This is a genomic window from Okeania sp. SIO2B3, assembly GCF_010672525.1.
Taxonomy (GTDB): Bacteria; Cyanobacteriota; Cyanobacteriia; order Cyanobacteriales; family Microcoleaceae; genus Okeania.
Map to the genome: position 1 here is coordinate 15053 of NZ_JAAHGH010000022.1, position 26964 is coordinate 42016.

The 26964-nt window shown below is 35.1% G+C and carries 15 protein-coding genes; 10 read left to right on the forward strand and 5 right to left on the reverse strand.

The window, feature by feature from the left end; genetic code table 11:
* Positions 1-116: 116 nt before the first annotated feature.
* Positions 117-539, forward strand: coding sequence for a hypothetical protein (locus tag F6K15_RS17445; protein ID WP_293062797.1), 423 nt, complete (start codon positions 117-119; stop codon positions 537-539).
* A gap of 30 nt (positions 540-569) precedes the next feature.
* Here the strand turns inward: F6K15_RS17445 and F6K15_RS17450 are convergent, their stop codons facing one another.
* Entirely contained in the window at positions 570-1799 is a 1230-nt protein-coding gene (locus F6K15_RS17450) for a DUF2330 domain-containing protein (RefSeq protein WP_293062798.1), read from the reverse strand.
* Positions 1800-3711: 1912 nt separating this feature from the next.
* Here F6K15_RS17450 and F6K15_RS17455 point away from each other — a divergent pair.
* The 7 genes from F6K15_RS17455 to F6K15_RS17485 all read left to right on the forward strand — a co-directional run bounded on the left by F6K15_RS17455 (position 3712) and on the right by F6K15_RS17485 (position 18461).
* Entirely contained in the window at positions 3712-5100 is a 1389-nt protein-coding gene (locus tag F6K15_RS17455; protein WP_293062799.1) for a malic enzyme-like NAD(P)-binding protein, read from the forward strand.
* Between the two features lie 1301 nt (positions 5101-6401).
* Entirely contained in the window at positions 6402-7700 is a 1299-nt protein-coding gene (locus F6K15_RS17460; RefSeq protein WP_363268165.1) for a hypothetical protein, read from the forward strand.
* A 1063-nt stretch (positions 7701-8763) separates the two neighbouring features.
* A complete protein-coding gene (gene rimP / locus F6K15_RS17465) occupies positions 8764-9225 on the forward strand; it encodes a ribosome maturation factor RimP (protein ID WP_293062800.1) in 462 nt (153 codons plus the stop codon).
* A 307-nt stretch (positions 9226-9532) separates the two neighbouring features.
* Complete coding sequence (gene nusA, locus F6K15_RS17470; RefSeq protein WP_293062801.1) at positions 9533-10930, forward strand: transcription termination factor NusA; 1398 nt, start codon at positions 9533-9535, stop codon at positions 10928-10930.
* 1833 nt (positions 10931-12763) lie between these two features.
* The gene (locus F6K15_RS17475; protein ID WP_293062802.1) at positions 12764-13042 is read left to right on the forward strand and encodes a YlxR family protein; all 279 of its coding nucleotides are present in this window, start codon (positions 12764-12766) and stop codon (positions 13040-13042) included.
* 734 nt (positions 13043-13776) lie between these two features.
* Positions 13777-16893 (forward strand): translation initiation factor IF-2, encoded by a 3117-nt coding sequence (gene infB / locus F6K15_RS17480; RefSeq protein ID WP_293062803.1) that lies wholly within the window; start codon positions 13777-13779, stop codon positions 16891-16893.
* 1337 nt (positions 16894-18230) lie between these two features.
* Positions 18231-18461 (forward strand): hypothetical protein, encoded by a 231-nt coding sequence (locus tag F6K15_RS17485; protein WP_293062876.1) that lies wholly within the window; start codon positions 18231-18233, stop codon positions 18459-18461.
* A gap of 428 nt (positions 18462-18889) precedes the next feature.
* On the opposite strand, the gene F6K15_RS17490 is transcribed toward F6K15_RS17485, so the two are convergent.
* The 4 genes from F6K15_RS17490 to F6K15_RS17505 all read right to left on the reverse strand — a co-directional run bounded on the left by F6K15_RS17490 (position 18890) and on the right by F6K15_RS17505 (position 23096).
* Positions 18890-19186: a DUF3493 domain-containing protein gene (locus F6K15_RS17490; protein ID WP_293062804.1), complete on the reverse strand. Its 297-nt coding sequence runs from the start codon at positions 19184-19186 to the stop codon at positions 18890-18892.
* 625 nt (positions 19187-19811) lie between these two features.
* Positions 19812-21038: a DUF445 domain-containing protein gene (locus F6K15_RS17495; RefSeq protein WP_293062805.1), complete on the reverse strand. Its 1227-nt coding sequence runs from the start codon at positions 21036-21038 to the stop codon at positions 19812-19814.
* Between the two features lie 70 nt (positions 21039-21108).
* On the reverse strand, positions 21109-21810 hold the full coding sequence (gene ubiE / locus F6K15_RS17500) for a bifunctional demethylmenaquinone methyltransferase/2-methoxy-6-polyprenyl-1,4-benzoquinol methylase UbiE (RefSeq protein ID WP_293062806.1): 702 nt from the start codon (positions 21808-21810) through the stop codon (positions 21109-21111).
* 347 nt (positions 21811-22157) lie between these two features.
* Complete coding sequence (locus F6K15_RS17505; RefSeq protein WP_293062807.1) at positions 22158-23096, reverse strand: response regulator; 939 nt, start codon at positions 23094-23096, stop codon at positions 22158-22160.
* Positions 23097-23715: 619 nt separating this feature from the next.
* Here F6K15_RS17505 and F6K15_RS17510 point away from each other — a divergent pair.
* The gene (locus F6K15_RS17510) at positions 23716-24834 is read left to right on the forward strand and encodes a RuBisCO accumulation factor 1 (protein ID WP_293062808.1); all 1119 of its coding nucleotides are present in this window, start codon (positions 23716-23718) and stop codon (positions 24832-24834) included.
* 705 nt (positions 24835-25539) lie between these two features.
* A complete protein-coding gene (locus F6K15_RS17515) occupies positions 25540-26715 on the forward strand; it encodes a phytanoyl-CoA dioxygenase family protein (RefSeq protein ID WP_293062809.1) in 1176 nt (391 codons plus the stop codon).
* Positions 26716-26964 lie beyond the last annotated feature (249 nt).

A 26964-nucleotide genomic window follows, 5' to 3' on the forward strand; every position in this document is an offset into this window, starting at 1 on the left:
ATTAGCAATAATTATCTGATAGTTTTGTGATTTTAATAATAAGTATAAAAAAATGATCGACAGACAATTTTAAGAAATGTTAAAATTATTGACAATCATACTTGAGGACATTAATTATGTTATCTAAGCCAACTTTTGACGATCATTCCCTAAGTGAATCTTTCTATCAAGCACTAATTAATCTCTTCTATGAATCTTTAAGTCTTTCCACTCAATCCTTATTAGGTGAGTGTAGTTTTGGCTTTGCTCCCGACTCTCTTGGAGTCAAAACTTTTTTTATTATCGCTCCTTCTATATTGGAAGCAGATCGACTAATTCAAGATATTGACAGTCTCAAAAATCGAGTAATGTCTTTAATGGGAGGAGTAGGAAAAATTGCTATTTGTGTAAATCCATTGAAAGAAACAGAGGGGACTAATTCTCAAAATTATGAAGAGGAAAAATTTAGAGATTGTGTTGATCAAGCCAGAGAAATTTTACCACAGTATATGATGTGTAAAATTTTTCCTATAGATTTATCGAATCAAAATCTAGACTAATTTTTCCATATAGTTAGATACTTTTGATATCTAAAACTTTTCAAATATTGTTTTTAGTTCAACCTCCGAAATAACTTTACCAGAAGGATTTTTAACTTTAACTTTGCCGTCGAAATAGTTAGTACCTTCATCGTTTCTACCTTCATGGTAGTAACGTGGTAACAAGATATATCTTCCTTGATAGAGAGTTTGATCGGAGGTAATCGTAAATTCTAAATCTTGATTATAAGTGTTCTTTGTATACTGTAAATGTAATCTGGTGATAAATGCTTGTTCGTAGTTCATACCCAACTCATTCAACTCTTGAGAATTTAACGGTATTGTATTACACGGGTCACAAAAACCTGTATCCCAAGCATATTCAATGACTGCAATTTCTTTGTTTGTAGCTTGAATAGTTGAAGTCAACAATTCTCGATAAAATTCGCTAAATTTCGACTCTATGTTTAGTGGTACATCAAAGTTACTAGGAATCACCACATTTTCATAATTACTAACTTCAGCACGACCAGTTTCACTCAAAAAATAAACAATGACATTTTGAGTATCCTCTGAATTAATTTTTCCTAATTGAAAAGGTAACATAATCTGAGGATAATTCTTAACAGTAAACTGAAGAGGTCTTAAATTTTGAAAACCTAGTTTTTCTTGTGCTTCTAAGTTAACCCTTACCACAAAAAAGAAAAGTTTCTTATTAATATAAGGTTTCAGATATTTAGCAGCACCCCGAGGAATTTTATACTGATTATCCCTTAACCAACTTTCCAAAGAATTCGACTCTGTTGCACTTAAAATAACAACATCATATTCTCCCACTGTAAAATTTTCAAGAACTGTTACATTTTGGCGGGGTATAACTAAATTTGAATCTTCCCTACCTCTAAGACCACCTCTAGGACCATTACCTTCAAAAAAATCATATACAACTAATCTAGGAGCAGTAAAATCATCTAAGCGTTGAAAAAGTTTTGGTGAAATAACTCTTACATCTTGCTTTTTTAGTACAACTGGTACTGGTAAAATTAGCGCAAACTCTTCAGGTTCCCCCTTATAATCAAAAGCTAAACTGTAAGTTGTTTGATTATCTTGATGAGGGATCGCCACTTGTGAGCGGTTATTAAACATTTCAGCATCAACTTTTGCCACAAAAAAGCCACAAAAACTTCTGACTTTTTTGACATCTATAGACATACAAACTAATATTAAGCTTCCTACTATAGATAATTTGATAATTTTTTTTAGCCTGAGTTTTAAAAACATACAATCAACAATTAATAATTAATAATTAATAATTAATAATTACCTCTTATTTTCAAGGAGAGGATTGATTCAAAGGAAAATTTTTTCTTGTTTATCCTTTAAATGAGAGGCTTTAAACCTTAATTATTTGGGAAATAAATATAGGATTTTTAAAATTAGTAATATACACAAATTTCGGATATTAGAGAACAGGAAAAACGACAAAGATAGAAACTAATATTCAGTTTCCAGCTCTAGAGAATTTAGTGACTTTTTTCAGTATGACTTAGTAGAATATATTAGCCAAGAAATATTAATCTAGCTTCAGATTCTTTTGACATCAAACAGTCATAGTTTCCATTTCAAATTTTTCCTCTCCCCAAAAATCAGGAAGTTTTCCAACTATTTTTCACCTCCCTTCTCTAGAGATAGAAACTAATATCCAGCTCCCCAAAAATCAGAAAATTTTCCAACTACTTTTCACCTCTCTAAAGATAGAAACTAATATTCAGCTTCCAACTCTAGAAAATTTAGTGATTTTTTTCAGTATGACTGAAGAATATATTAGCCAAGAAATATTAATCTAGCTTCACATACTTTTGACATCAAACAGTCATAGTTTCCATTTCAAATTTTTCCTCTCCCCAAAAATCAGGAAGTTTTCCAACTATTTTTCACCTCCCTTCTCTAGAGATAGAAACTAATATCCAGCTCCCCAAAAATCAGAAAATTTTCCAACTACTTTTCACCTCTCTAAAGATAGAAACTAATATTCAGCTTCCAACTCTAGAAAATTTAGTGATTTTTTTCAGTATGACTGAAGAATATATTAGCCAAGAAATATTAATCTAGCTTCACATACTTTTGACATCAAACAGTCATAGTTTCCATTTCAAATTTTTCCTCTCCCCAAAAATCAGGAAGTTTTCCAACTATTTTTCACCTCCCTTCTCTAGAGATAGAAACTAATATCCAGCTCCCCAAAAATCAGAAAATTTTCCAACTACTTTTCACCTCTCTAAAGATAGAAACTAATATTCAGCTTCCAACTCTAGAAAATTTAGTGATTTTTTTCAGTATGACTGAAGAATATATTAGCCAAGAAATATTAATCTAGCTTCACATACTTTTGACATCAAATAGTCATAGTTTCCATTTCAAATTTTTCCTCTCCCCAAAAATCATAAAATTTCCCAACTATTTTTCACCTCTCTAAAGACAGAAACTAATATTCAGCTTCCAACTCTAGAAAATTTAGTGATTTTTGTCAGTATGACTGAAGAATATATCAGCCAAAAAATATTAATCTAGCTTCACATACTTTTGACATCAAACAGTCATAGTTTCCATTTCAAATTTTTCCTCTCCCCAAAAATCGGCAAATTTCAAGAGTATTTTGGATAAAATAACACCCACTAAATCTTTTCAAGTTGCATAATTCCATATCCTAATATTCTTCATAAATTTATAACTTGTAGCAACCTGAAAATTATCTATTTTATATAAAAATAAGGAATCAGTTATGATAATTGAGGCATTTTTTGAAAGCATAGAATATGCCAGTTATCATATTCATATATACTCGTTTTTTTATTCTTCCCTGTTCCCTGTTCCCTACTTTTGGAGAATAACTATATTTTAGTCAACATTGTTAGAGGATTTTTTTCTGGTTAATAGTTGTATATGATTCAGTATTCCCTCCAACCTACTACCTATTCTTTTTTTTAGATTTACTTAACTATATCAGTCTCTTAATTATCTAGTAGAGAAGGTTAATTATTGACATTTTATAGTTTCAGTTACTCCATTACTCAAGAGTAATAAAACCATAAATGAAGAAAATCCTGATTAAACCCAAGAAATGCTAAATCAGACTTAACATTAACTACGATAATACTAAAATCTAGAAATCAAAACCTAGAACAAACCTAACATGGTACAACTAACACCTAATCCCTCATTTAGTCTAACAATTCGCCTCGAAACTCCTAACCGCACCGGAATGTTGGCCAGCGTTACCCAAGCCATCGCATCAGAAGGAGGTAATATAGGCCACATTAACTTACTAGAGCAAAGTCGCCGAATTACACTCAGAGAAATTACAGTTGATGCCTATAGTACCGAACATTCCGAGAAAATTGTCCAAGCGGTTAAAGCATTAACAGAAATAAAAGTAGTTGATGTCTATGACAGAACCTTCAATTTACATCGTGGTGGTAAAATAACAGTCCAAGGTAAAATACCACTAAAGTCCCAATCTGATCTATCAATGGCCTATACCCCAGGAGTAGGCAGAATATCCAAAGCAATTGCAGAAGACCCCGAACAAATCTATAAACTCACTATTAAACAAAATACAGTAGCCATTGTTACAGATGGTAGTGCAGTTTTAGGATTAGGTAATCTAGGTCCAGGAGGAGCCTTACCAGTAATGGAAGGTAAGGCCATGCTATTTAAAGAATTTGCTGGAGTAGATGCTTTTCCGGTCTGTCTCGCTACTCAAGACACTGATGCTATTATCGAAACAGTTAAAAATATTGCTCCTGTATTTGGAGGAGTAAACTTAGAAGATATTGCTGCCCCTCGTTGTTTTGAAATAGAAGCCAAACTACGCCAAATATTAGACATTCCAGTATTTCACGACGACCAACACGGTACTGCAATAGTTAGTTTAGCTGCATTGATTAATGCTTTAAAATTGGTCAAAAAATCTATAGAAGATATTCGTATTGTAATTAATGGAGCTGGTGCTGCAGGAATAGCGATCGCTCGTTTGTTACGCAAAGCAGGAACCAATAAAATTTGCTTATGTGACTCTAAAGGTATAGTATCAAAAGGTCGTGCAGGTTTAAACCCAGAAAAACAAGAATTTGCTGTTGAGTCTTCAGGTACTCTAGCAGACGCTTTGGTAGGTGCTGATGTATTTTTAGGTGTAAGTGCTCCAGGAGTTGTTACTCCAGAAATGGTCCGTTCTATGGCTAAAGACCCTATAGTATTTGCTATGGCTAATCCTATTCCGGAAATACAACCAGAGTTAATTACAGGGGATGTGGCAGTCATGGCCACAGGCCGCAGTGATTACCCAAATCAAATTAATAATGTTTTGGCATTTCCCGGCATATTTCGCGGTGCCTTAGATTGTCGGGCCACTACTCTCACATCTACAATGTATTTAGAAGCTGCTAGAGCGATCGCCTCATTAGTCAAAGTTTCAGACCTAGACAAAGAAAATATTATTCCTTCGGTCTTTGATACTAGGGTAGCTACTGCTGTTGCAGGTGCAGTTGCCCATGCTGCTCGTCAAGAAGGAGTAACCATTTAAAAGCTTTTGGATCTTTAAAATATAAATATCTTAAGAAGTAAACATAAAAAATGACGGGAGGAAGTACGCAGCGCCTGTTTTAACGGCTGGATGAATAACGACACGCGGGTTTTAACCCGGAGAAAAATTCTGCTATACTAGAAATAGTGAGTAAGAATAAGGTTTGTCGCCATGACATGACCGCGCTTTGCGGTGAAATTCCGGCAGACAGGAGACGGGGAAAATGCTTCCTACGACGGCTGTTTGCGCAGCATTCCGCAGGAAAAGCAAGTAGGCAGCTAGAGCAGCGAGAAGATTGCTCCAACATCTTGAGTAAAACCACTCGTGAAAGCTACAAAAAAAAAGTAAGCTCACAGCTAGAGTATAGTCTATGCCGAGGAGTTTAGGAGTCTGTTGACAGGCTTTAAGTAAATGTGGATTTATATTTGCGGTGGACTAACCACAGAATCTAGGGTGTTTCAACCCCTGGAGATGTCAAATATTGCTATCTTTGCCAAATAGTGAGTTGAGTAGTGAGACCCCAGGGTCTCATTTTTTCTTGAAATTATTTTTTCTGACTATATAGTACCACGTAAATAGGGCGCGGACATTCCTCTATGTTTTATTCTCCACTCCCTTTTCACTCAAATTTATTGTCAAACGCCAAAGAAGGTATACCATTTTGAAAAAAGAATGTTACGAATAATCAGCCTGACTTGTAAGAAATATCTAGCTATTTGTAGCAAACATTTGTCTAATGTATATATATAGCAATCCTAAATCATTTGTGATAATTTTATTGCTTCAGTGTTTCTCATTCCCAGCTTTGGTGTTCCCTATTACTTATTCCCTAAAATCTACAATATCTCACAACTCAAATCAGATTCTTATAAATATAACTGTCTAAAATGAATTGGAGAAGCTCCTTTTCAGGCTGATCGAGACGCACCTTTTTCTAACATTCTTTTTTCAAACTGGCATAAAGTATTATTGATCAAAAAAATTAAAGATATAGAAAAGTTTCAAACATACCTTAATCTGAAAAAATATAAAATATATCAGGGAACAAAGAACAGTGGAAAAACATTTCTCCTGATTCGGATCGTCTTTACTCTATGTCCGCGTCCTATTTGTCTATTGCTATATATCAAAACAAATAAATCAAATCATCAATGACAACTACAAAAAAGATTCGTCGGAAAATTCGCAAAGTTTCAATATTTGAAAGAATCATGGCAATCTTAGTCCTAGTAAATTTTATTCTAGTGCTATTTAACATGACCTATATTACCTTTCGTGATTTTTATTTTGAGCAGATCCCAATGCTCACAAAAATATATGACCCAATAAAAGGAATTGAACCTAACAGAGATACAGAAAAATATTTAACTCACCTTCAAGAGTTGAAAAATCAAATTTCTCAAGGTACTGGTTCTTTAATAGTACAAGAAGAGTTGGCAGAATTACGAGAACTTAGTGCAGAAATGATAGATCAAAATCCTTTTGCAGTTGCTAACAAAAGCGGTTCTTTAGAAAAAATAAAAAATCGGATTAGAGACCGAATTCGTAATCCCGAAGACTCAGCCAAAGAATCATTTAGAACTTTCTGGAGTGAACAATATTTAACACAAAATGAATTAACTGAAGAACTTAAATGGTTTGAAACAGAAATACAACCATTAATTGCTAAAAATTATTATCGTGGTATCGGTGAAAGTGGAGGACTAGCTGATTATTTTGGCATAATTGACTTCCCATTCATCATGATATTTGGTATTGAATTTCTAGCCAGAACATTCTTAATTAGTCGCCGTTATCCTAGTGTAAATTGGCTAGAAGCAACCCTATGGCGTTGGTATGACATTTTTCTACTATTACCATTTCTACAGATTTTACGAATAATTCCTGTAACAATTCGTCTCAATGATGCTCAAATTATAGACCTAGAAACAATCAGGGCACAAGCTAGTCGAGGTTTTCTTGCTTCTATTGCTCAAGAACTAACAGAAGTAGTAATAATGCAAGTAATTAATCAGGTGCAAAAAGATGTCAAAACAGGAGAATTAGCAAAGCAAATATTTTCCTCTCAAGAAAAAACTTATATCGATCTAAATAACATTAATGAAATCGAAGCGATCGCTACTAGATTAGTACAAGTAACTGTTTGTAAAGTCATACCTCAATTACAACCAGATATAGAAGCTTTAATCCGTTACAATGTAGAGAAAATAGTAGAAGAATCACCAGCTTTTCAGAGATTTCAGCAAATACCAGGAGTAGAAAACTTAGCAAACCAACTATCAGAAAGATTAATCAAAGAATTATCCAATCTTGCTACCGAAGGACCGCAAAATGCTTATGAAACAATTAAAATAGCAATGGCAGATCCAGTAGGAACAAAATTATCTAACCAGCTAGTTCAAAACTTCGGTAAAGCACTAAGTACAGAATTACAACAAGAACACACATTAGAAGAACTTCAATCCTTAGTATCAGCCCTTCTTGAAGAAGTAAAAATTAACTATGTGATGCGGATGAGTGACGAAGATATCGAAAAAATTTTAGAGCAAACCAGACAACTACAGCTTAAAGCTAATCAACCCCAAAATAATATAAACTAATACCGTTTCACGGAAGTCAAAAGTTAAAAGTTAAAAGTTAAAAGTTAGATTTAATAGACAGAAAACTTTGAGTTTTCAAGACTTTCAACGGATTATTTGACATAATAACTTTGAAGCTATTTGTGACATCCTTAAAAGTGAAACGGCATAACAAAATTAATTGCAATCGGAGAAAAAATCAACTTGCTGATCAATAAAAAATATGATATAAATAATTACTAGCAGTTTAATAGAACTAATAAGTAGGGAAAACCTATCCCAATTTAAACTTCTATAATAAAGATTGTAAACAAATATAGTCAGATATAGTTAAATATAGTCTTTTGTCTCCAGAAATCTGGGCAACTATTGAGATAATTTAACTTTTGCTTGCTAGAGCTAAAAAACATAGACTATCCAAGACTTATATCTACAAAATTTCCATGTTTTTACGCCATTAATTTGTGTTATTATCACTTATGTCTGCTAAGACCAGAGGATTTTAGCAACGATTATGGAGTGTTTTGCACTCGACTTTTCATAAGCATGAAAACCCCAGAGGGAATCCTAAACTCAATGTGTTTGAGCGGAACATCAGCCTTCTTTGCCAGTATACTTATGGACGGGTGAGCCGGAAAATCGCTTAACCTCACCGATGGAGAGCGTGTCTAGGATTGTCTGGATTTTTAGAAGGTGCATTACTAGATTTTATAATCCCTGGCAATTTCCTGAAAATAGTGTGATGATAGAAGTTGGAAAATAACTGACAACTGAGTATCGCGTTATTTCGCTCCCGACTTTGAGTCATCCCTAATGGTTGCCAAGTCTTGAAAAAGAAAGCGCAAAATAAATACTCATGTGAGTTGGCCATAAATAAGTCAAAAAATAGCGCTTTGGGGATTTTCCTTGAAGCATTGCGAGATACCGCCTGCGTTGATGGTTTTGCTGTCACGTTGCTATGAACGGTTTTCCCGACTTTTGCCGGGAATTGCCGGGCTTGATGTATCTGTAAAGGATTTAAGTTAATGTTAACAGTTGTTAACAGGGAGTGGGTGAAGCCCACTTTTTTTGTTGCATTTGTCCTATGAGTCATCCATTAATACCACAAATCATCAAATTTGCTACCCCTATTGCCGAGTCCCTAGGATTGGAATTAGTAGGAGCAGTATTTCATACAAATCAGCATCCTCCAGTGCTGCGTTTGGACATTCGGAACCTTCATCAAGACACAGGTTTAGATGATTGTGAACGGATGAGCTATGCCATAGAAGAACCACTAGACGCAGCAAATATCATTTCTGAACCATATCTACTAGAAATATCCAGTCCTGGTATTTCTAAATTTTTAGATAATGACCGAGATTTTATTGCCTTTAAAGGGTTTAGCGTTACTGTTAATACCTCCGAACCCTATAAAGGTAAAAATCAATGGACGGGACAACTGGTTGGTCGCGATCAAACAGCAATTTACATTAACCAAAAAGGACGACAAGTAACTATTCCACGCCCTCTAATTATAACTGTTGAATTACAGGAAGGAAAGTAATTAAAAGAGACTAGAAAATATCAAAGGACAAATATTAATTACGGTCTTAAATTTCTTGTTTGATTGCTTGTCAGATTTAGACTTTTTTGAAGAAGGTTGTAGTTAAAAAAATTACCGTGCCATCTCACAATAAATATTAACTTCGGCCTCCTTCTTTACTTGTTGTTTCAATTCTCAAAGTCTCAACTCTCGAAAAAACAAAAAATACTTCACTTGAATACCTAAATTATTAACATCCTAATCTCACCAGGATGAAAAACACTCGCCTCGAAGCACAAAAATTTAGAAAAATAGAGGATAAAAAATTATGTCAATGGTCAATTTGCCTGGTCTTAAAGATATGATCGAAGGTATTAGTAAAGAGCGCAATTTACCAAAACAGGCAGTTCAAACTGCTTTACGTGAAGCTCTATTAAAAGGATATGAACGCTACCGACGCACTCAACGTCTAGATGGAATTCATTTCACAGATGATTACTTTGACAACTTTGAAGTAGAGTTGGATGTAGAAGAAGAAGGATTTCGGGTGTTGGCCACTAAAACCATTGTTGAAGAAGTAACCAATCAAGACCACCACATAGCTCTGCAAGAAGTTATAGAAGTAGCTCCAGAGGCCCAGTTAAATGATACCGTATTCTTAGACGTCACACCAGAACAAAATGAATTTGGTCGCATGGCCGCTATCCAGACCAAACAAGTATTAGCTCAAAAACTACGGGATCAGCAGCGCAAGATGATTCAAGAAGAATTTCAAGATTTAGAAGGCGAAGTTCTTCAAGCCAAAGTCCTAAGATTTGAAAGACAATCAATTATATTATCTGCAAGTAGTGGTTTTGGTAGACCAGAAGTAGAAGCTGAACTACCTAAGCGAGAACAATTACCCAACGATAACTACCGTGCTAATGCCACATTCAAAGTTTATCTCAAGCGAGTATGTGAAGGCTCAACCCGTGGGCCTCAATTACTTGTATCCAGAGCTGATGCTGGTTTAGTAGTTTATTTATTTGCCAATGAAGTCCCAGAAATTGAAGATGAGATAGTCAGAATTGTAGCAGTAGCTAGGGAAGCAAATCCACCATCCCGATATGTTGGCCCTCGGACTAAAATTGCAGTCGATACTCTAGAAAGAGATGTAGATCCTGTCGGAGCGTGCATTGGCGCTAGAGGGTCGAGAATTCAGGTAGTTGTGAATGAACTGAGGGGAGAAAAAATAGATGTGATTCGCTGGTCTCCAGATCCTGCCACTTATATTTCCAATTCTCTGAGTCCAGCTAGAGTAGACGAAGTTCGTTTAATTGATCCAGAGGAAAGGAGAGCCCATATTTTGGTATCTGAGGATCAACTTAGTTTGGCTATAGGTAAGGAAGGACAAAATGTGCGTCTGGCCGCTCGCCTAACTGGCTGGAAAATTGATATTAAGGACACTGATAAATACGATCATGCTGAAGAAGATAGCAAAATTGCAGCGGAAGTTTCTCATCGACAAGCATTAGCTGAACAAGAAGAAGCTGAACAAGCATTAGCTGAACAGGAAGAAGCTAAACAAGCATTAGCTGAACAAGAAGAAAACGATACTGAGGAATTAGAGTTAGAGAGTACAGATTTTGACGATACTGAGGAATTAGAGTTAGAGAGTACAGATTTTGACGATCCAGATAATTATTCTGAAGTTGATGAAGCTGAATATCCTGTGGAATTAACTTAAATGTTAAGGATTATAATTTCAGAGATACAGTTAATTATTTACAATTAAAATCATTTCGGTTTGCCAGTTCAAAAAGCACTTCTTCATAGATTTGTATGGTATTAAAAAAATCAAGCTGTAATACCAAATTCATTTCTAAGTTGCATAGAATAATATTTTAATCAGAGTTGACTGTAGATGAAGACAGACAAGTTAATAAATCAGGACTTACCCATGCAACTCCCTTGAAAACGCCATATGTAGGGGTGTTAACGATAGTTATGCCAAGCAAATGCCATTTGCGTTCCGCAGAGCTGCCAAATTGCGCCCTCACTAGATTTGGTGTCCGTGCGTAAGTCCTGTAAATTTTATAATTCTGTGCAGCTTTACATAAAATTGGTATAAAACCTAAAACCTAAAACCTAATTCTGTGCAACATCACATAAAATTAGTATAAGTTGTTAACTATTGCTAATTAAGAAGTTATCTGGATTTTGCTATACCAGGGGCGATCGATGTTTGTTTGTTAAAAATACTTAGGGTGTTGATAGTGGTCAGTAGTCACCAAGGTAGGTCTTATACCATTTCTCAAAAACTTTTCTACATTTTCTTGAGCAGGAGACCCACCCCTAGCCCCTCCCCCTCCCAGGAGGGGAAGTAGAGGAGTGGGGGAGTGGGGGAGTAAACCAACCCCTAGCCCCTCCCCCTCCCAGGAGGGGAAATAAACATAAGGATAATTAACATTAACTTGACTCAAATTAACAAAAAAATTATTCTACCTGTTTTAATCACTTAATAACTGAAGTGTTACCTAAGTATAGTATTAATGCATGGGAATTGGTATTAAGCATTTCTGGGAATGAGGCTTGATTTTTAGCTCTTTTAGGACTTACGCAGATACGCTATATATAGCGCTCAATACTATTGTCCAATAGTTAATCAACTTTATAGATAGTGCCTTTGCGTAAGTCCTGTCTTTGATACATGATGGGTAAAGTGTCTTACTTCACTTTGATTATTTGTATAGCAGAAGGAAGAAGGAAAGACCGAAAGACCGAAAAATTTTGCGTTGTCTGAGTTTTAAGATTTTGATATATCCCAGCCCTTTCCTTCGAGTGCTATCACATTCTTGATGAAAATTGGTATTGTACCAATTTTCATAATTAACTTATCCACAAACCGCTATGATTACAATTCATTTAATCTACTATCATAGAATTAAATAATTAAAAGCTTTTATTCAGATAAAATGTTGACTTTAGATTGATAAAAGTAACTACTCTTAGTATTAATTTATGCAATAATTTCTTGGCATATATCAAAATTAGATATTTTCAGTAAAATGTCATTATGTTTAATTAATCAATGGGATTTAATGAAGATTAAAATAAAGAACTTTTATGATTATGATATCAAATCCGTCTAATTGCACATATATCAAATTGAGACCAATAGGTCATAGGGAATAATAAAATTTCTAGCAATACTAAACGTTTAAGGGTTTAGCATCCCCTACCAACTACTAACTACTAATACCAAATTCATTTCTAAGTTGCATAGAATAATATTTTAATTAGAGTTGACTGTAAATCCAGATAGACAAGTTAATAAATTTCATAATTCCGCGCCACCGCGCCACCCAATACCTAACACCATTAGGTGTGCAATCTCACATGAAATTGGTATAACTACTGACTTTTGATATAATTTTAAATTTGAAACATCAGAGAATCAAAATTTTTAAGTAAAAACATTAAGAAAAATATCTATAAATATATTAGTTAAAATTTGCTAATTTATTCTGAAAAAAATAACAACTAATTGAGTAAAAATTTAATTAACGAAAAAGTAAAAATGAAGCCAAATTACCGTCGGTGTGTTAGTTGTAAAAAACTTGCTCCTAAAGAAGATTTTTTGCGAGTTATTCGTCTTAAAAAATCTTCTACCATTAAATTAGATCAAGGAGAAGGACGTTCAGCCTACATTTGTCCACAAACAGAATGTTTTCAAATTGCTCGTAAAAAGAATAAATTAGGGCGTTCACTTAAAACTTATGTATCACCAGAAATATATCAAGCATTATGGCAAAGATTGAAAGATTCTTCATCCAAAAATACACAAAATGACCGCTGAAAATATTCGTAGAACAGAATAATATTTGCATTATCCATAAACGAACTCTAAATTACTAAATAAATCAAATACCACAATTAATTTTGTGTATCTTCTCTAGCAGTTAGATATTTCATGTCTAAAATTAATATCTGCCTATAAGTTACTAAACTATAGTGCATTTTAATTTGAGATAGCTGAATCTCTTGTGAAACAGTATGCCCATTTTCAAACTAAATGCTGAATAGCTTAAGACAGCATTCAGACCGCAGAAAAATTATAAATCCTGCTAAGATAGAGATTCCAAGGACAATAAATGTCTGAGGAAACTTAAATTATGATTGAAATAAATATATCTATAAAGTCAAACCCTTGACTTAAGTACCATAAAGATTATCTGTATAAAAAATAACAAAATTTTATGAATAAAATTGCTTAAAACTTTAAACTTATATGTATAATTTTTAACCTATTACCAAAAGATAAAGTCTAGTTAATAAATGGAGCAAGTAGACTTTCAGGGAACTACTCTGAAATACTCATTTCTCCAATCTAAATAGTGATGGGTTTTAACTAAAAATATAAACTTAATCAAGACAGTAGCTAAAAAGTTCATAAACTCAAAGCAGTAAAAATAAAAAAAAAGCTTTTAAGTAGCTAAACTGAGCCTAAAGCTAGTATGATTGTAGTGTAGTCGTTAAATCAACATTATGACAATGTAAAACTATAGATTTGTAAAAAAGAGGGTAGAGTGGATGAACAACGGAAAAGTAAGAATTTACGAATTATCAAAGGAATTGAATTTGGATAACAAAGAGATATTAGCAGTTTGTGAACAACTCAACATATCTGTAAAGAGTCACAGTAGTACTATTACAGAACCAGAAGCAGAACTAATCCGCAAAACAGCAGAAAGCTTACCCCACTCTCCCAGTAGGTCTGCTGTTCCAGAAAAAAGTAACTCTCAAAATCAAGAGTCAACTTCTAATAACGAGGGTAAAAAACAGCAGATATTAGAAATACGCAAACCAAGACCAAAACCATTAGAAGAAAGATCTAAACTCAAAAATCAAACCCAAACCAATAATAATAACGTTCAATTAGTGGCAACTCCTCCAAAACCTCCAGCACCAGAAGCATTAGACCGGCAAATTAAACCTATTAGTAAACCAAGACCAAACCTATCTCCAAAGCTAGAGGGAGAAAAAGGTAAATCTGTATCAGAAGTAGATAAAAACTCTACAGATATAGGTCTGGACATATCATTAGAAAACACTGTCACGGAAGTCCCCCAGTTAGTAGGACCACCTGTAAGACCAGCACCTCCTAGCAGAAATCGAAATCTACAAAGTCCCTCTACAACAAAGCCTAGTCCAAAAAATAAGAAAATAAAGCCCGAAGGTAAAAAAAGAAAAGATAGAGAAGAAAAACCTTCTCAAAAACCTGCAATTATTAATAAAAAGGAAAACAAAGATACTTCTCAAAAAGAAAGTGTAAAACTAGCTATTCCAGGCTCTGAAACTTCAAGTCAGTCAAAACAAAAACATCGAGATAGACCTACAGTTAAAGCAAAGCAAGTTCAAGAATTACCAAAACCTCAGCTTGCACCAAAACCGAGACTAAAAACATCAGTTGATTCTCCAACAGAGACAGATATTGATTTAGATATAACAGAAGAAAAAGAGCCAGAAGAAAAAGTAATAGAATTAGATTATAATGAGATAGAAAAACCAAGACGAAAAATAATATCCCCAACTAAGACTTCATCAGCGAAATTAAAGAAAAGTCCAACTTGGGAAGAAGAAGAAGAAGATCCAAGCGAAATTTCTCAGAAAAATGCAAAAGCTAGTGCCAAAGCTAAACGTCTTCGCCCAAAACCACTGCTGGAAGATGATGATGAAGATTTAGAAGAACTTTTAAATAAGCCAGAACCAGTAACAATGAGCTTATCTTTAGCTCGCCCACCAAAACCAAACAGTAGTCCTGGCAAAACTAAGTCCAATTCTGGTAACAACGCTCCCAGCATCAAAAAGAAATCTAGTAAATCACAGCAATCTGCCAAGTCTGAAATTGCTGAACAAAATCAATCTGTTGAAGCTAAACCTTTAGAAAAGCTAGTAATCAATTCGAGCATGACAGTTCAAGAATTAGCAACAGCTTTGGCAGTAGCAGAAACAGAAATTATTAAAAGACTGTTTATCAAAGGTATAGCAGTCAATATTACAGAAAGCTTAGATATTGCCACCATAGAAATGGTAGCAGAAGAAGAAGGAATTCCTGTAGAAGCCCTAGAAGAAGAATCAGCAGCGAAGAAAACCACTGAAATGCTAGAAGATGCCGATCTAGAAAAGCTGGAACGTCGTCCACCAGTAGTAACAATTATGGGACACGTCGATCATGGAAAAACCAGTCTTCTAGATTCAATCCGTGCAACTAAAGTAGCAGCAGGGGAAGCAGGCGGTATTACTCAACATATTGGAGCTTATCATGTTGATGTTGAACATGAAGGCAAGATGCAACAAGTAGTATTCTTAGATACTCCTGGTCACGAAGCTTTCACTGCAATGCGAGCAAGAGGAACAAGAGTTACAGATGTCGCAGTGCTAGTTGTGGCAGCAGATGATGGGGTACAACCACAGACGATAGAAGCTATTAGCCATGCGAAAGCTGCGGGAGTACCACTTATAGTAGCAATTAACAAGGTCGATAAAGAAGAAGCCAACCCAGATCGTGTTAAGCAAGAATTGATGGAACATGGCTTAGTTCCTGAAGAATGGGGTGGTGACGCTATTATGGTTCCAGTTAGTGCGCTCCAGAAACAGAATTTGGATAGCTTACTAGAAATGATTCTGTTAGTGTCCGAGGTAGAAGACTTACAAGCGAACCCAGAACGTTTGGCCAAAGGCACCATAATTGAAGCTCACTTAGATAAAGCTAGAGGACCAGTAGCTAGTTTGTTAGTACAAAATGGAACTTTGAGAGTAGGAGATATTGTAGTTGCTGGTTCTGTCTACGGAAAAGTGCGGGCAATGATTGACGATCGAGGCAACCGGGTGGAAGAAGCTAGTCCATCCTTTGCGGTAGAAGTTCTTGGTCTCAGAGATGTACCTCAAGCTGGTGATGAGTTTGATGTGTTTGAAAATGAAAAAGATGCTTCATCAATTGCTACAGACAGAGCAGATGCTCAAAGAGAATCCCGTATCATGCGTAGGACAACTCTTGGTGCTGTTTCAGCTCGTGCCCAAGCAGGAGACCTCAAAGAACTAAACTTGATACTCAAAGCAGATGTTCAAGGTTCTCTTGAAGCTATTGTTGCAGCTCTGCGACAACTACCTCAAAGAGAGGTCCAACTAAGGCTATTATTTTCTGGAGCGGGAGAAGTAACAGAAACAGATATTGATTTAGCAGCTGCTAGTGAAGCTGTGATTATTGGCTTTAATACAACTATGGCATCAGGAGCACGTCAAGCAGCGGATGCCGCAGGAGTAGATGTGCGGGAATACAACGTCATATACAAACTCTTGGATGATATTCAAGGAGCAATGGAAGGTCTATTAGACCCTGAGTTAGTAGAGGAGCCATTAGGTGAAGTAGAAGTACGTGCTGTGTTTACGATTAATCGTGGTGCTGTGGCAGGTTGCTATGTACTTTCTGGCAAGGTTATCCGTAACTGTAAGGTGCGAGTACGTCGCAAAGGAGAAGTTATTCACCAAGGTATACTGGACTCACTAAGGCGTATTAAGGATGATGTCAAAGAAGTCAACGCAGGTTATGAATGTGGTATTAGCTTAGACAACTTTAGTAATTGGGCTGAAGGTGATATAGTTGAAAGCTACCAAATGGTAACTAAGCGCCGAAAACTGTCTGTTTAAAATACTCATTATCAGGCAGAAGTAATATCCCTGTTTTGTAACTCTCTGGTTTTTCCTATTATTTGAACTTCCACCGAAAGAAGCTATAGAACCCCAAATTGGTTCTATTTAAAAATAGAGTGGCAGATGGGTGGATGGGGAGATGGGGTATATTGAATTATTTTCAATTTGCCTCTATCCCACGGACGACTCTATGCTTCAAAATTGTCATCAAGGTCAAGATACCACTGATGGGTTCTATAACAAGAAATACAAAGTTTGACGATCAAATTTTGGCAATTTCATAGCTCTCAGGAATTTCTAGAAAGAAAAAAGCTGGCGATCGCCTGATATACAAAAGCTCTATAATTTAGAAATTACCGAATAATTAATAATTAATAATAATTAAATAATTCGCGCCTTGAGGCCTCCCCTTTTAAGCTATCCCTTATAAGGAACTCCTGAAAACCTTGTGGGGAGAAGGGGAGAAGGGAGAAATAGTCAATAAAGCTTGGCAAAACTACTTAACTTATCCAAAATTAATGTACTTTTAAATACATTTTTTCTCAGGAAAAAGCCTTTTGAAAAGAAAAACATAATTTGTCTATAATGTCAAGTGTTATGTCAAGAAAGATCTTTATAAAGCATAGCCTTTTAAAGGGAAAAAAAGCGGTCGTTTGCTTTTGCTTCGCAAAACTGGCGTAACGCAACGCTGACGCGAAACGCGACAGCGGAACGGAGTTCTATCTTCGGAGCTTCCCGTAGAGTGGGATGGCGAGGTCTCCTCGCGGGGTGACCATCGACCAAGAGAAGAAATAATATTTCCTGATATTCAATTCTGTAACGGTTAAAACCCGAGGTCATTATCAATTATCCATGCTCAATTATCAATTAATGAAAAGAGTTTTCGGAGAGTTACAAAAAAGGGTTATATCAAGTCACATTAATTAACCCGCATATAGGGATTTTGTATGGAATATCCCTATGGGTTAAGAAAAGCAATGTTTATTACAATTGTTGAATCAGACATGATATTACTAGCAAATAATTTGAGAAATAGGTAGGCATTAAACCTACCTATCTTAATTTTTAAATAAATTAAAGATGAGGCGTTGCTGATGTGTGGGTATGATTTGTATTTTTGTGTGATTGCTAAACTATTGAATAACAAATATTTGAGATTCTTCCATTTTTATTTTCATACCTTAATTCAGCAACTCCAAAGATTATACCTAAAAGTCAAGATTTGATGACATATATAGTCCTAGACTAATACCTGGTTTGTGAATAGTAAGCTATCTTTAAAGAAGTAGAAGCTATAAATCTCAGGAACTTTATCATTAACTCAGGTAAGTATTATGAATAAATTTAATGTTACCTCTTGGAATAATAATTCAGCCAAAGTAATTACAAAAAATGAATCAGAATCTCGAATGTGGGATGGTTTGAAGCAAGCGATCGCTGTAAGTTCAGGTTTTCAGAGATGGCAATTAGAGCGTCAGATGAATGAAGGTCAGCAGCAAAATATATCCTTAGATCGGCAAGTTAGTATATATTTACGGGAAACTCTAGAAACACTAGCTTATTAATAACAGTAGTCTATATTACAAATCTTCTTTTTCGTTTTTTACAGTAGTTTTTGACTTGATGAGATACAAAGTTTCATTACTTTTAAAGACAGGGAATTGATAGTAAGATTAAGCCGTATCTTAAACCATCCCAAAAAGTGCTGTAATTTTACCAGAATTCTGAGAACAACTCAAATTACAAAACGCCTAGTCCTAAATATATTAGGACTAGGCGTTTTGCTTTTAAAAAAGGTTTTTTATATTTAGGGCCTTTATGTGAACTGACCCCACTTAAATATTTAAGGTCTTTATTTTGAGCCGACCTCAATTTATACTCATGTACTATTTAATAGCAACTTGACAGGGATCGGCGATTTCGTAATGTTTTCTTTATTTTTTTGTATTTTTATAGCAAAATATATATCAATACTACACAATTTAAACTTTTGTTATTTAGATGAAGAGGATCGATTACTGGCCTTTTGCTCCAAACGAAACAGGACAATCATCAGGACTACAATTCCGACTTGTAAAGCAAAATTAGGGAAAGCAGAACCGATATTCTGGCCTGCAATAATTTTTGCTAAAAAAATAAAAGCTCCGATGAAACCAGAAGCTCCGAAAGCTATGTATATAAATTGTCGTAGTCCTCGATAAGGTGCATCCAGTTCACCTTTGAGGCGAGCATATTTTTCTGGGCTAAGTTTAGTTTGAGAAGAGTTATTATTTGAGTTTGGAGTTGACATAGTGTTTTATACCAATTTGATAAATATTTGCTACAAATAACTAGGTTATTTCTTAGGAGTCAGGACTCAGGACTCAGGATGAAAGTAGGAATTATCTGGGGATATTCCAGCATTTTATATTTGCATTGAATTAAAGTAGAAAGTGCGATAACTTTATAACCGGATTTGATCAAAATAATATGGGTCGCGCAACCCTACCTTTTAAGGCGATCAGGTTTTTTGGAGCGAAGCTCAAATCCCCTACTTGCCCTCCACGGTCGGAGTCCGCGGGTGGGTTAACTTCTGAGTGTAATGAAGTGTGTCTTACATTCTGGAGGGGCTGTGTACGGAATTACTTCCGCACAGTAGGGGCCCCGTAGGAGACCTCAGAATTACACACTCGCTTCTGACTTCTGACTTCTGACTTAGTTAAATCACTACTGGATTTATACCTTTTTGACCTAAAAACTTCTCCCTATATATATAGATTTAAGTACTTTTTTTGCCTGATTTTTGTCTAAGTCCTATTAGTAGTTGGTAGTTGGTAGTTAATATTTATAAAACAGAATCAATTCCAGCCAAATATTTACAACTTACTCAATGAATAAAAACCTCTATATTAGAAGTATTAACAATAATTTTTAACTTACCTTTGTAGCAACAACAATATTGTCTGAAGTAAACCAACCACAACACCTAGAATACCTCCCAAATTAACAATAGCTTGCAACTCATTTTTGACAATTACATTGACAGCTACTTCCAAGTCTTCAGGAGAAGTACCCTTAACACGGTCAATAATTACTTGGTCAATATTTAAAATTGGAATTGCTTGAGCCACAATATTTTCTAAATCCCGCTCTAAATAACGTTCTAAAACCAAAGCTAATTCTTGACTCACCAGCTCTAGAGAACTATTCATTATAGATGAAGCTTGTAAACGATTAATAATTAAATCAGCAATATGTTCCCAATCTATAGATAAACTTAAACCTTGGATTAAATCAGCACCGCGTTCTTGCAAGTATAGACGTACACTATCTCGCATTGTATTTCTTAACTGGCGTACTGTAGAAACAGGTAAATTTTGCATGGAAAGATTTTGTAACCATTCCTGAATTCTTTCTCTAACACCTAATGCTCTAATTAATTCTTTTAAGCGTTGATTAGTTAATTCTCTCTCATCTAAACAAAAAGTTCTTAATCTAATTAAAGTATTACGTAGTCCGAACAAATTAGCTACTACCCAATAAGTACCACTAGCTTTTTCGCGAAAGCCTTCATCAATAATTGAAATATTTTGATCCGTGAGAAAATCAATTAAGGTCTGCCTTAATATATCTGGTGGTAGTACAACTTTAAGCAACCAATCTGATAGTTGAATTGCCTGCATTTCTGTTAGCTGAAACTCTAGCAATACTTGGTCAAAAATTTGGTTGAGTTGAGCTTCCAAAAAATCTTCTCTTTTTGCCCAAACTTTGAGAAGTCTTGGTAAAGATTGACCTAATAAATCCCGTAGGATATTTGCTAGAATTTTAGCAGTTTTCTTACTTGTATCGATTTTAAATTGTTCTAAAGACATTTGTAGCAGCCAAAGAATAGCTGCCTCCATTCGCTCCGTTTCCAACAAACGACGTGCTAAATTCTGCAACTCTGAAGGAGTTAACAAAGAACCCATTATAGTATCAGCAACTCGCTTTGCTAAACGTTCTTGGTTAGCAGGAATTAAGCCAGGAGTAAAGGGTAGCTTTTGCCCAAAAGTATAGTAAGGACGATAGGGGCGAAATAGCATTTTAATCGCTATATCATTAGTGAAATACCCAATAATTCCGCCTGCGATTGGTGGTACAAAATAAAGCCAGATATTAAACAACTTTAATTATTTCAGACTATCTACTTTTGAAAAAACTAATAACTAATTATAAGATTATAAGTTGACAAAATTATTTTGTAATTACTAATATTCCCATCATACCCCCAGCAATAGGGTAATGTTTGGCATTGACAAATCCTGCTTGATATGCTATTTTAACTTGCTCTATCCCAGTGGGAAATTTTGTCAGACTTGGACTAATATAAGCATATTCCTTAGTTAACTCCAAATTACGAGCTACAGGAACTACTATTGTATCCAGATACCACTGTTGAAAACTTCTTACTAAAGAAGCACTAGGGCGGTGCATATCCAGAATCGCTGCCTTAGAATTGGGCTTAAGGACTCGATATAACTCTTGTAAACAATGAGGAATATCCAAGACATTACGCAAACCATATCCCATGGTAGCACAATCGAAATAATTATCGGCAAAGGGCAAATTCAAAGCATCTGCTTCTACCCAGTTAATAGGACTAACCTGACCAAATAAAGGTGATTTGCGATTACGAGCGATCGCCAATTGTTGTACAGAAAAATCTAGTCCATACACTAGACCTTGACTACCCGCACATTTGGCCAGCATCCAAGCCAAATCTCCACTACCACAACATAAATCCAAGCAGGTATCACCATCATTAGCTTCGCTCCACATTACAGCCATTTGCTTCCAGATTTTATGTAGTCCCAGACTTAGTGCATCGTTAAGTTGGTCATAAACTGGGGCAATTCTGTTAAATATGGCCTGAACCTCTGTGGAGTTATTAATCATAAGTAGCAGTTTTAATTTTTACATCTTTAATAGTAAGTTTATAGATACTTTTGCTTAATGGCATGAGACAGCTATGCTAAGTGCAGAAGTTATAGCCACTTTAGTAAAGTTGTAGAGAGAAACAGAGCTAGGAACGTAAATTTATCGGAATACAAATATTTGGTTTACCTAAAATTACTTATCAATTAAAATTTATCTTTTCTTTTGCAGGTTTAATACCCCACCGTCAACAGAGGTGCTGAAAATTGTTTGGGGTGATAGGACACGAAGTAAGCGATCGTTGACTATTCAGAAGCAATTTTTCCTTCTGCCTTCTGCCTTCTGCCTTCTTCAAAGTATGCCTGAAGCTATGCAAAACTATTCAAAACCAATGCTAGTAGTTGAGTACAGATATTAATTGTATCAAGTTTTTCTGGACGTATCTTACTGGGTTGTTGCCATTGTAAGGAGATCAAGGCCACAAGTTTTTGCCGATAGGAAATTGGAATGACAATATGAGTATTTATTCCTGAAGTTTGATAATTTGCCACATTAGAAAGCTCAGTATCTGCTGATACGTCCATCACTGCTTGTAACTTTTGAGAGGCGATCGCTTCAATTGCGAGAGGATCGTTAGCCAACCAATTGTCCACTTGGCCTACATTACTGTTAACTCCTTGAATCGAAGTTAGAGCATTATCTTCAATCAATTGCAAAATACATACATCAGAAGAAAAAGCCTCGCTGTAGACAGACGCAATTTTCTCTAAAGCTTGCTCTATTGTCTCAGAATTTTGAGAGATATTAATCACATTGCTCAATAATTCCAATTGAGTTTGAGCTTTTAGCAATTCTTCAGTACGTTGATTCAAAAGTTCATAAGTGTGTGCCGCCTTTTGTACAACTTTTTTTAGTTCATTAGGGTCCCAAGGCTTAGTAATATACTTATATACTTGTCCAGAATTAATTGCTTCCACCAAATCTTCAATATCAGTAAATCCTGTGAGAATAATTCTGATAGTATTAGGAAATTCGGGCAACGTTTTACTTAAGAACTCTGTACCCTTCATTTCTGGCATTCTTTGATCGGAGATAATGACAGCCACCTCTCCCTCTGATGCCAAAATTTCTAAAGCCTGAATCCCACTTTCAGCTTTTAGTACACTAAAATCTCGTCTGAAGGTGCGGTAGAGCAAGTCCAAGTTATCTGGTTCATCATCTACCACTAGCATTTTAGGCTTTTTTCTTTTAGTTAAGCTCATCAGTTGGCTTTTTATGCTATCTAACTGTTGAGGAATTGCTTCCATTCAAACAAACCTCTGCAATTGTAACCCGAAAGTAACATAATACTAATTCAATTTTCGACATCTTCCCCATACTTTTAAAACTTATTTATGCCAAGGATAGGTTAAACACAAAGCTGATGTAATTGGATACTTAAGAGTTTCCTCTTAATTTTATTATCTTATCCAGTCTTAACTAGGCCAGGCATAAGAAAAGCCCAACTTTCATCAGAAGCAATTTGTTTCATGTCCACTTAGTGGCATAATATTAACAGATTGTGGTGTTGTTTTGCGAATAGGCATTATCCATGAAATACTACTTTAACTACATTATCATCTAACAACCGTCTATCTTAAAAGTTGTCAGCATTCAACCGAAACCTTGTATAGCCAAAAATTAGGTGTTGCTGAAATGTAATGGTAAGTAGCTGAAGGTAAAATTGAAAAACTTATGTTTTGCGTTGATACTTAATTTAAAAATCATTACCATTCAGCAACGCCAAAAATTGTTCCACTTGATTTTTGGTCTTATATCCCAGAAATAAATTAACTTATGGCCTTATATCCCTAGCTGATATATTTTTAGGTAGCATGGTCAAAGGCTTATCCATTCATTTAAAATAAAAAAAGTGCGCCCTCAACTATGATCGAAACACCAGAAAATTCCCCTAACTCTCAAGAAAAATCAACAAACCCAGTAGAGATAGAAAACTTAATTGGTTTGCTACGTCGCAAAGAAAGTAATTGGGTAGAGTGGGGACAAGCTTGTGCAAAACTACAAAAAGCTGGATATACTTCCCAGCAAATATTTGAAGCAACAGGATTTGAGCCTGTACAGCAAAATCAGGTGATAGTAGGATCTCAAGTATACACAAGTATTGTCAATGCCAAAACCGAAAAAAATGTGGAGTTGCAAAGTGGAACAGATTTTTTATCACGCTTTGAGAGATCGGGCAGTGATATTCTTTACGAATTGAGAATTTTAACTCAAGAGCAAAGAGTTATAGCAACTGAGTTTATAGTTGAGCATAATCTTGATGTTGATGATGCTAAAGACTTAGCAAAGGCCATTAAGGAATTTGCTCGGATGAGAACAATTCCAGAAGGATTTTCTGATCGCCCTGGAGATATAGTAGCTTATCAATGTTGGAAACTAGCTAGGCAACAAAACGACTTACAGCAACGGTCTCGTCTTATTGCTAAAGGTCTTAAATTAGCTAATTCTCAAACAGCTAGAAAACAACTTGAACAGTTGCTAACTGATTTTACTATTGTTTCCCAGAGACCAGCACCCCGTCTGCCAATTTATCGAATGGAGTCAGAAGAAGAGCTACCCCGTGTTTTACCAGTGGTGGGAAAATTACCCCTTAACACGGAAGATTTAAAAGCTGTACCTATAGTTGAGGAGGTGGGGTCTCATGGAATAGTAAAGTTTTCTGGTGGAACAGGTGCTTGGGTAGGGATACCTGGATGGCGAGTTGTTATGCAAGCAGAAGATCCTGTAGCAGTTATTGAAAATAGCGATCGCTTGCCTACTCCAATACCAGGAGCAACTGAGGAAGTTTTGTTAATTATTGATAGGTCTCAACGTGAATGGCATGAGGATGGTTATTTTATCATAGACCAAGCTGGGAAGATAGAGATGCAGTGCTTTGATGAATTACCTAATATACCTCTACTTGGACGGGTTTTGTTAGTATTAAGACCTAAAAAGATTCTCGATCAAGAATTTGTGAAAGACCTTTTACAATTTGAGGAATAATAGTTCACTGAAAGGGAGCAGGGAGTGGGGAGATGGGGAGATGGGGAGGCACACAAGGATTTGCCACGGATACAGGGATATAGGGATTAATGATGGGGAGATGGTGAAGAAGGAGGCAAATTTCCGCCTTTTTCCCTATTCTATATTCTCTAGCTCCTGACTCGGTTCTCCTGATGACTTACTCCTTTGCCAAAAACCCGTACTGCGGTCTAATAGACATCTCCAAAAATTAAAAATCAAATCAATTCTTATCCATAAATTATCAATTATTTCTTTCTGTTGCCTGTTGCCTGTTGCCTGTTGCCTCTTTTCTGGAGATGTCTAATATTCCAAATTGTTTCTATAGAAGAGTAGAAAAAAAGATTAAATATCGGGACTTTGATATTTTTGAGGGCAAAAATAGCTGAAAAGCATACAGAGCAAGGGAAATATCTCAAAAGGCTCAAATAGCTAAAATCTAGATATATCAAGCAACAAGCTGATTTGACGTTAAATTTTTTCTATGTAAGCTTTTTAGGGAATTTTTCAGGTGTTTTTGAATAAAGTCCCGATATTTACAATATCTCCGTGCTAGAAAATTTTCTACTTAAGGCAGAAAATACAGATTTAATATATAACTACCTGGCGTGAATTTGGTACTATCTAAATGACAAATGCTATATATAAATTTTTGCTCCTGCTTACTTCTTTCTTTATGCACAAATTATGAGCAAAACAACAGATAAAAAGTTTACTCCTCCTCTGATGAATTTACCTTTGGTAGATTCGCCATTTTTTGAAGAAATTTTTAGCCAGTTAACTTTAGACAAAGAAACAAAAAAACTTGTCAAACAATTTGCCGAACAAGGATATATAATCATCGACGACTTAGGCATAGAAAATATTGCAGAAACTACAGACAGAATAGTCAAAGACTTAACTCCCATATATGGAGACAAAGGCAAAGTAGAATCAGCTTGGATTTATCACGACCGAATTCAGGATGCTTGGACATTCAATCAAGATGTCAAAAAAATTGCCACTTCTCCCAAAATTATTAACTTATTAAAAATACTTTATCAGCGAGAACCAATCCCATTTCAAACTTTAAATTTTAAGTTTGGTACTCAACAATCTACTCATAGTGACAGTATACATTTTAGTTCAATGCCAGCTAGATTTATGTGTGGAGTTTGGATAGCTCTTGAAGATATAGATGCAAATAATGGTCCGCTACATTATTATCCTGGCAGTCATAAATTACCAATGTTTGATTTAAACGACTTAGGAATTACAGGTAGTTATCAAAATAAACCTTATGATGTTTATCCTATATATGAAGAGTTTTTACAGTCATTAATTGAACATAATGGTTTAAAAAAAGTAGAACTTTATGTTAAGAAAGGGCAAGCTTTAATTTGGGCTGCAAATTTACTACATGGAGGTAGTCCAGTTTTAGATAAAAACCGCACCAGATATAGTCAAGTAACGCATTATTATTTCTCTGACTGTATGTATTATATTCCTTTACTTTCAGACCCATTTTTACATAGAATTCATCTGAAAGAAGTGAGAAATATTATGACAGAAAAGGTCGTCGATCATATTTATAATGGTGAGAAAATTGAGGTTAATCCCGAACAGTATGAAATAGAAAGATTAAAATATGAACTGTTACAATTTCAAGAGGAATTAGAAAAATTACGACCTATGGCAATGGAATCTCAAGATGAACTGAGTGTATTAAAACCTCAACTTCAAACAGTTGAGTCAGAATTAGAAAAGTTACGTAGTCAGTTATATGATTATCAAACAAAATTTCAATTATCAGAAGCTCAAAATCAGTCAATTGAGACAGAATTAAAAAGACTAAGAACTCAGTTATATCAATCTGAATTATAGTAAATTCAGCAGTCAGCATTCAGCTATTAGCTATCAGCTTCTTATTTTAGAAGGAGAATTCAAAATGTATATTTGCACAGCATTCCGCAGAAAAGAAAAAAGTAACAAACTAACCTTAGTAAGTTAGTTTTGTACATTACAAAACCTGGCAAGAGTAGCATGAACCAGGAAATGCTGAATGTTAATAGTTTAATGCTTACGAATTATAATTCTAGTTTTTCTCAGTTGAGTAATATAATGCCCGGATAA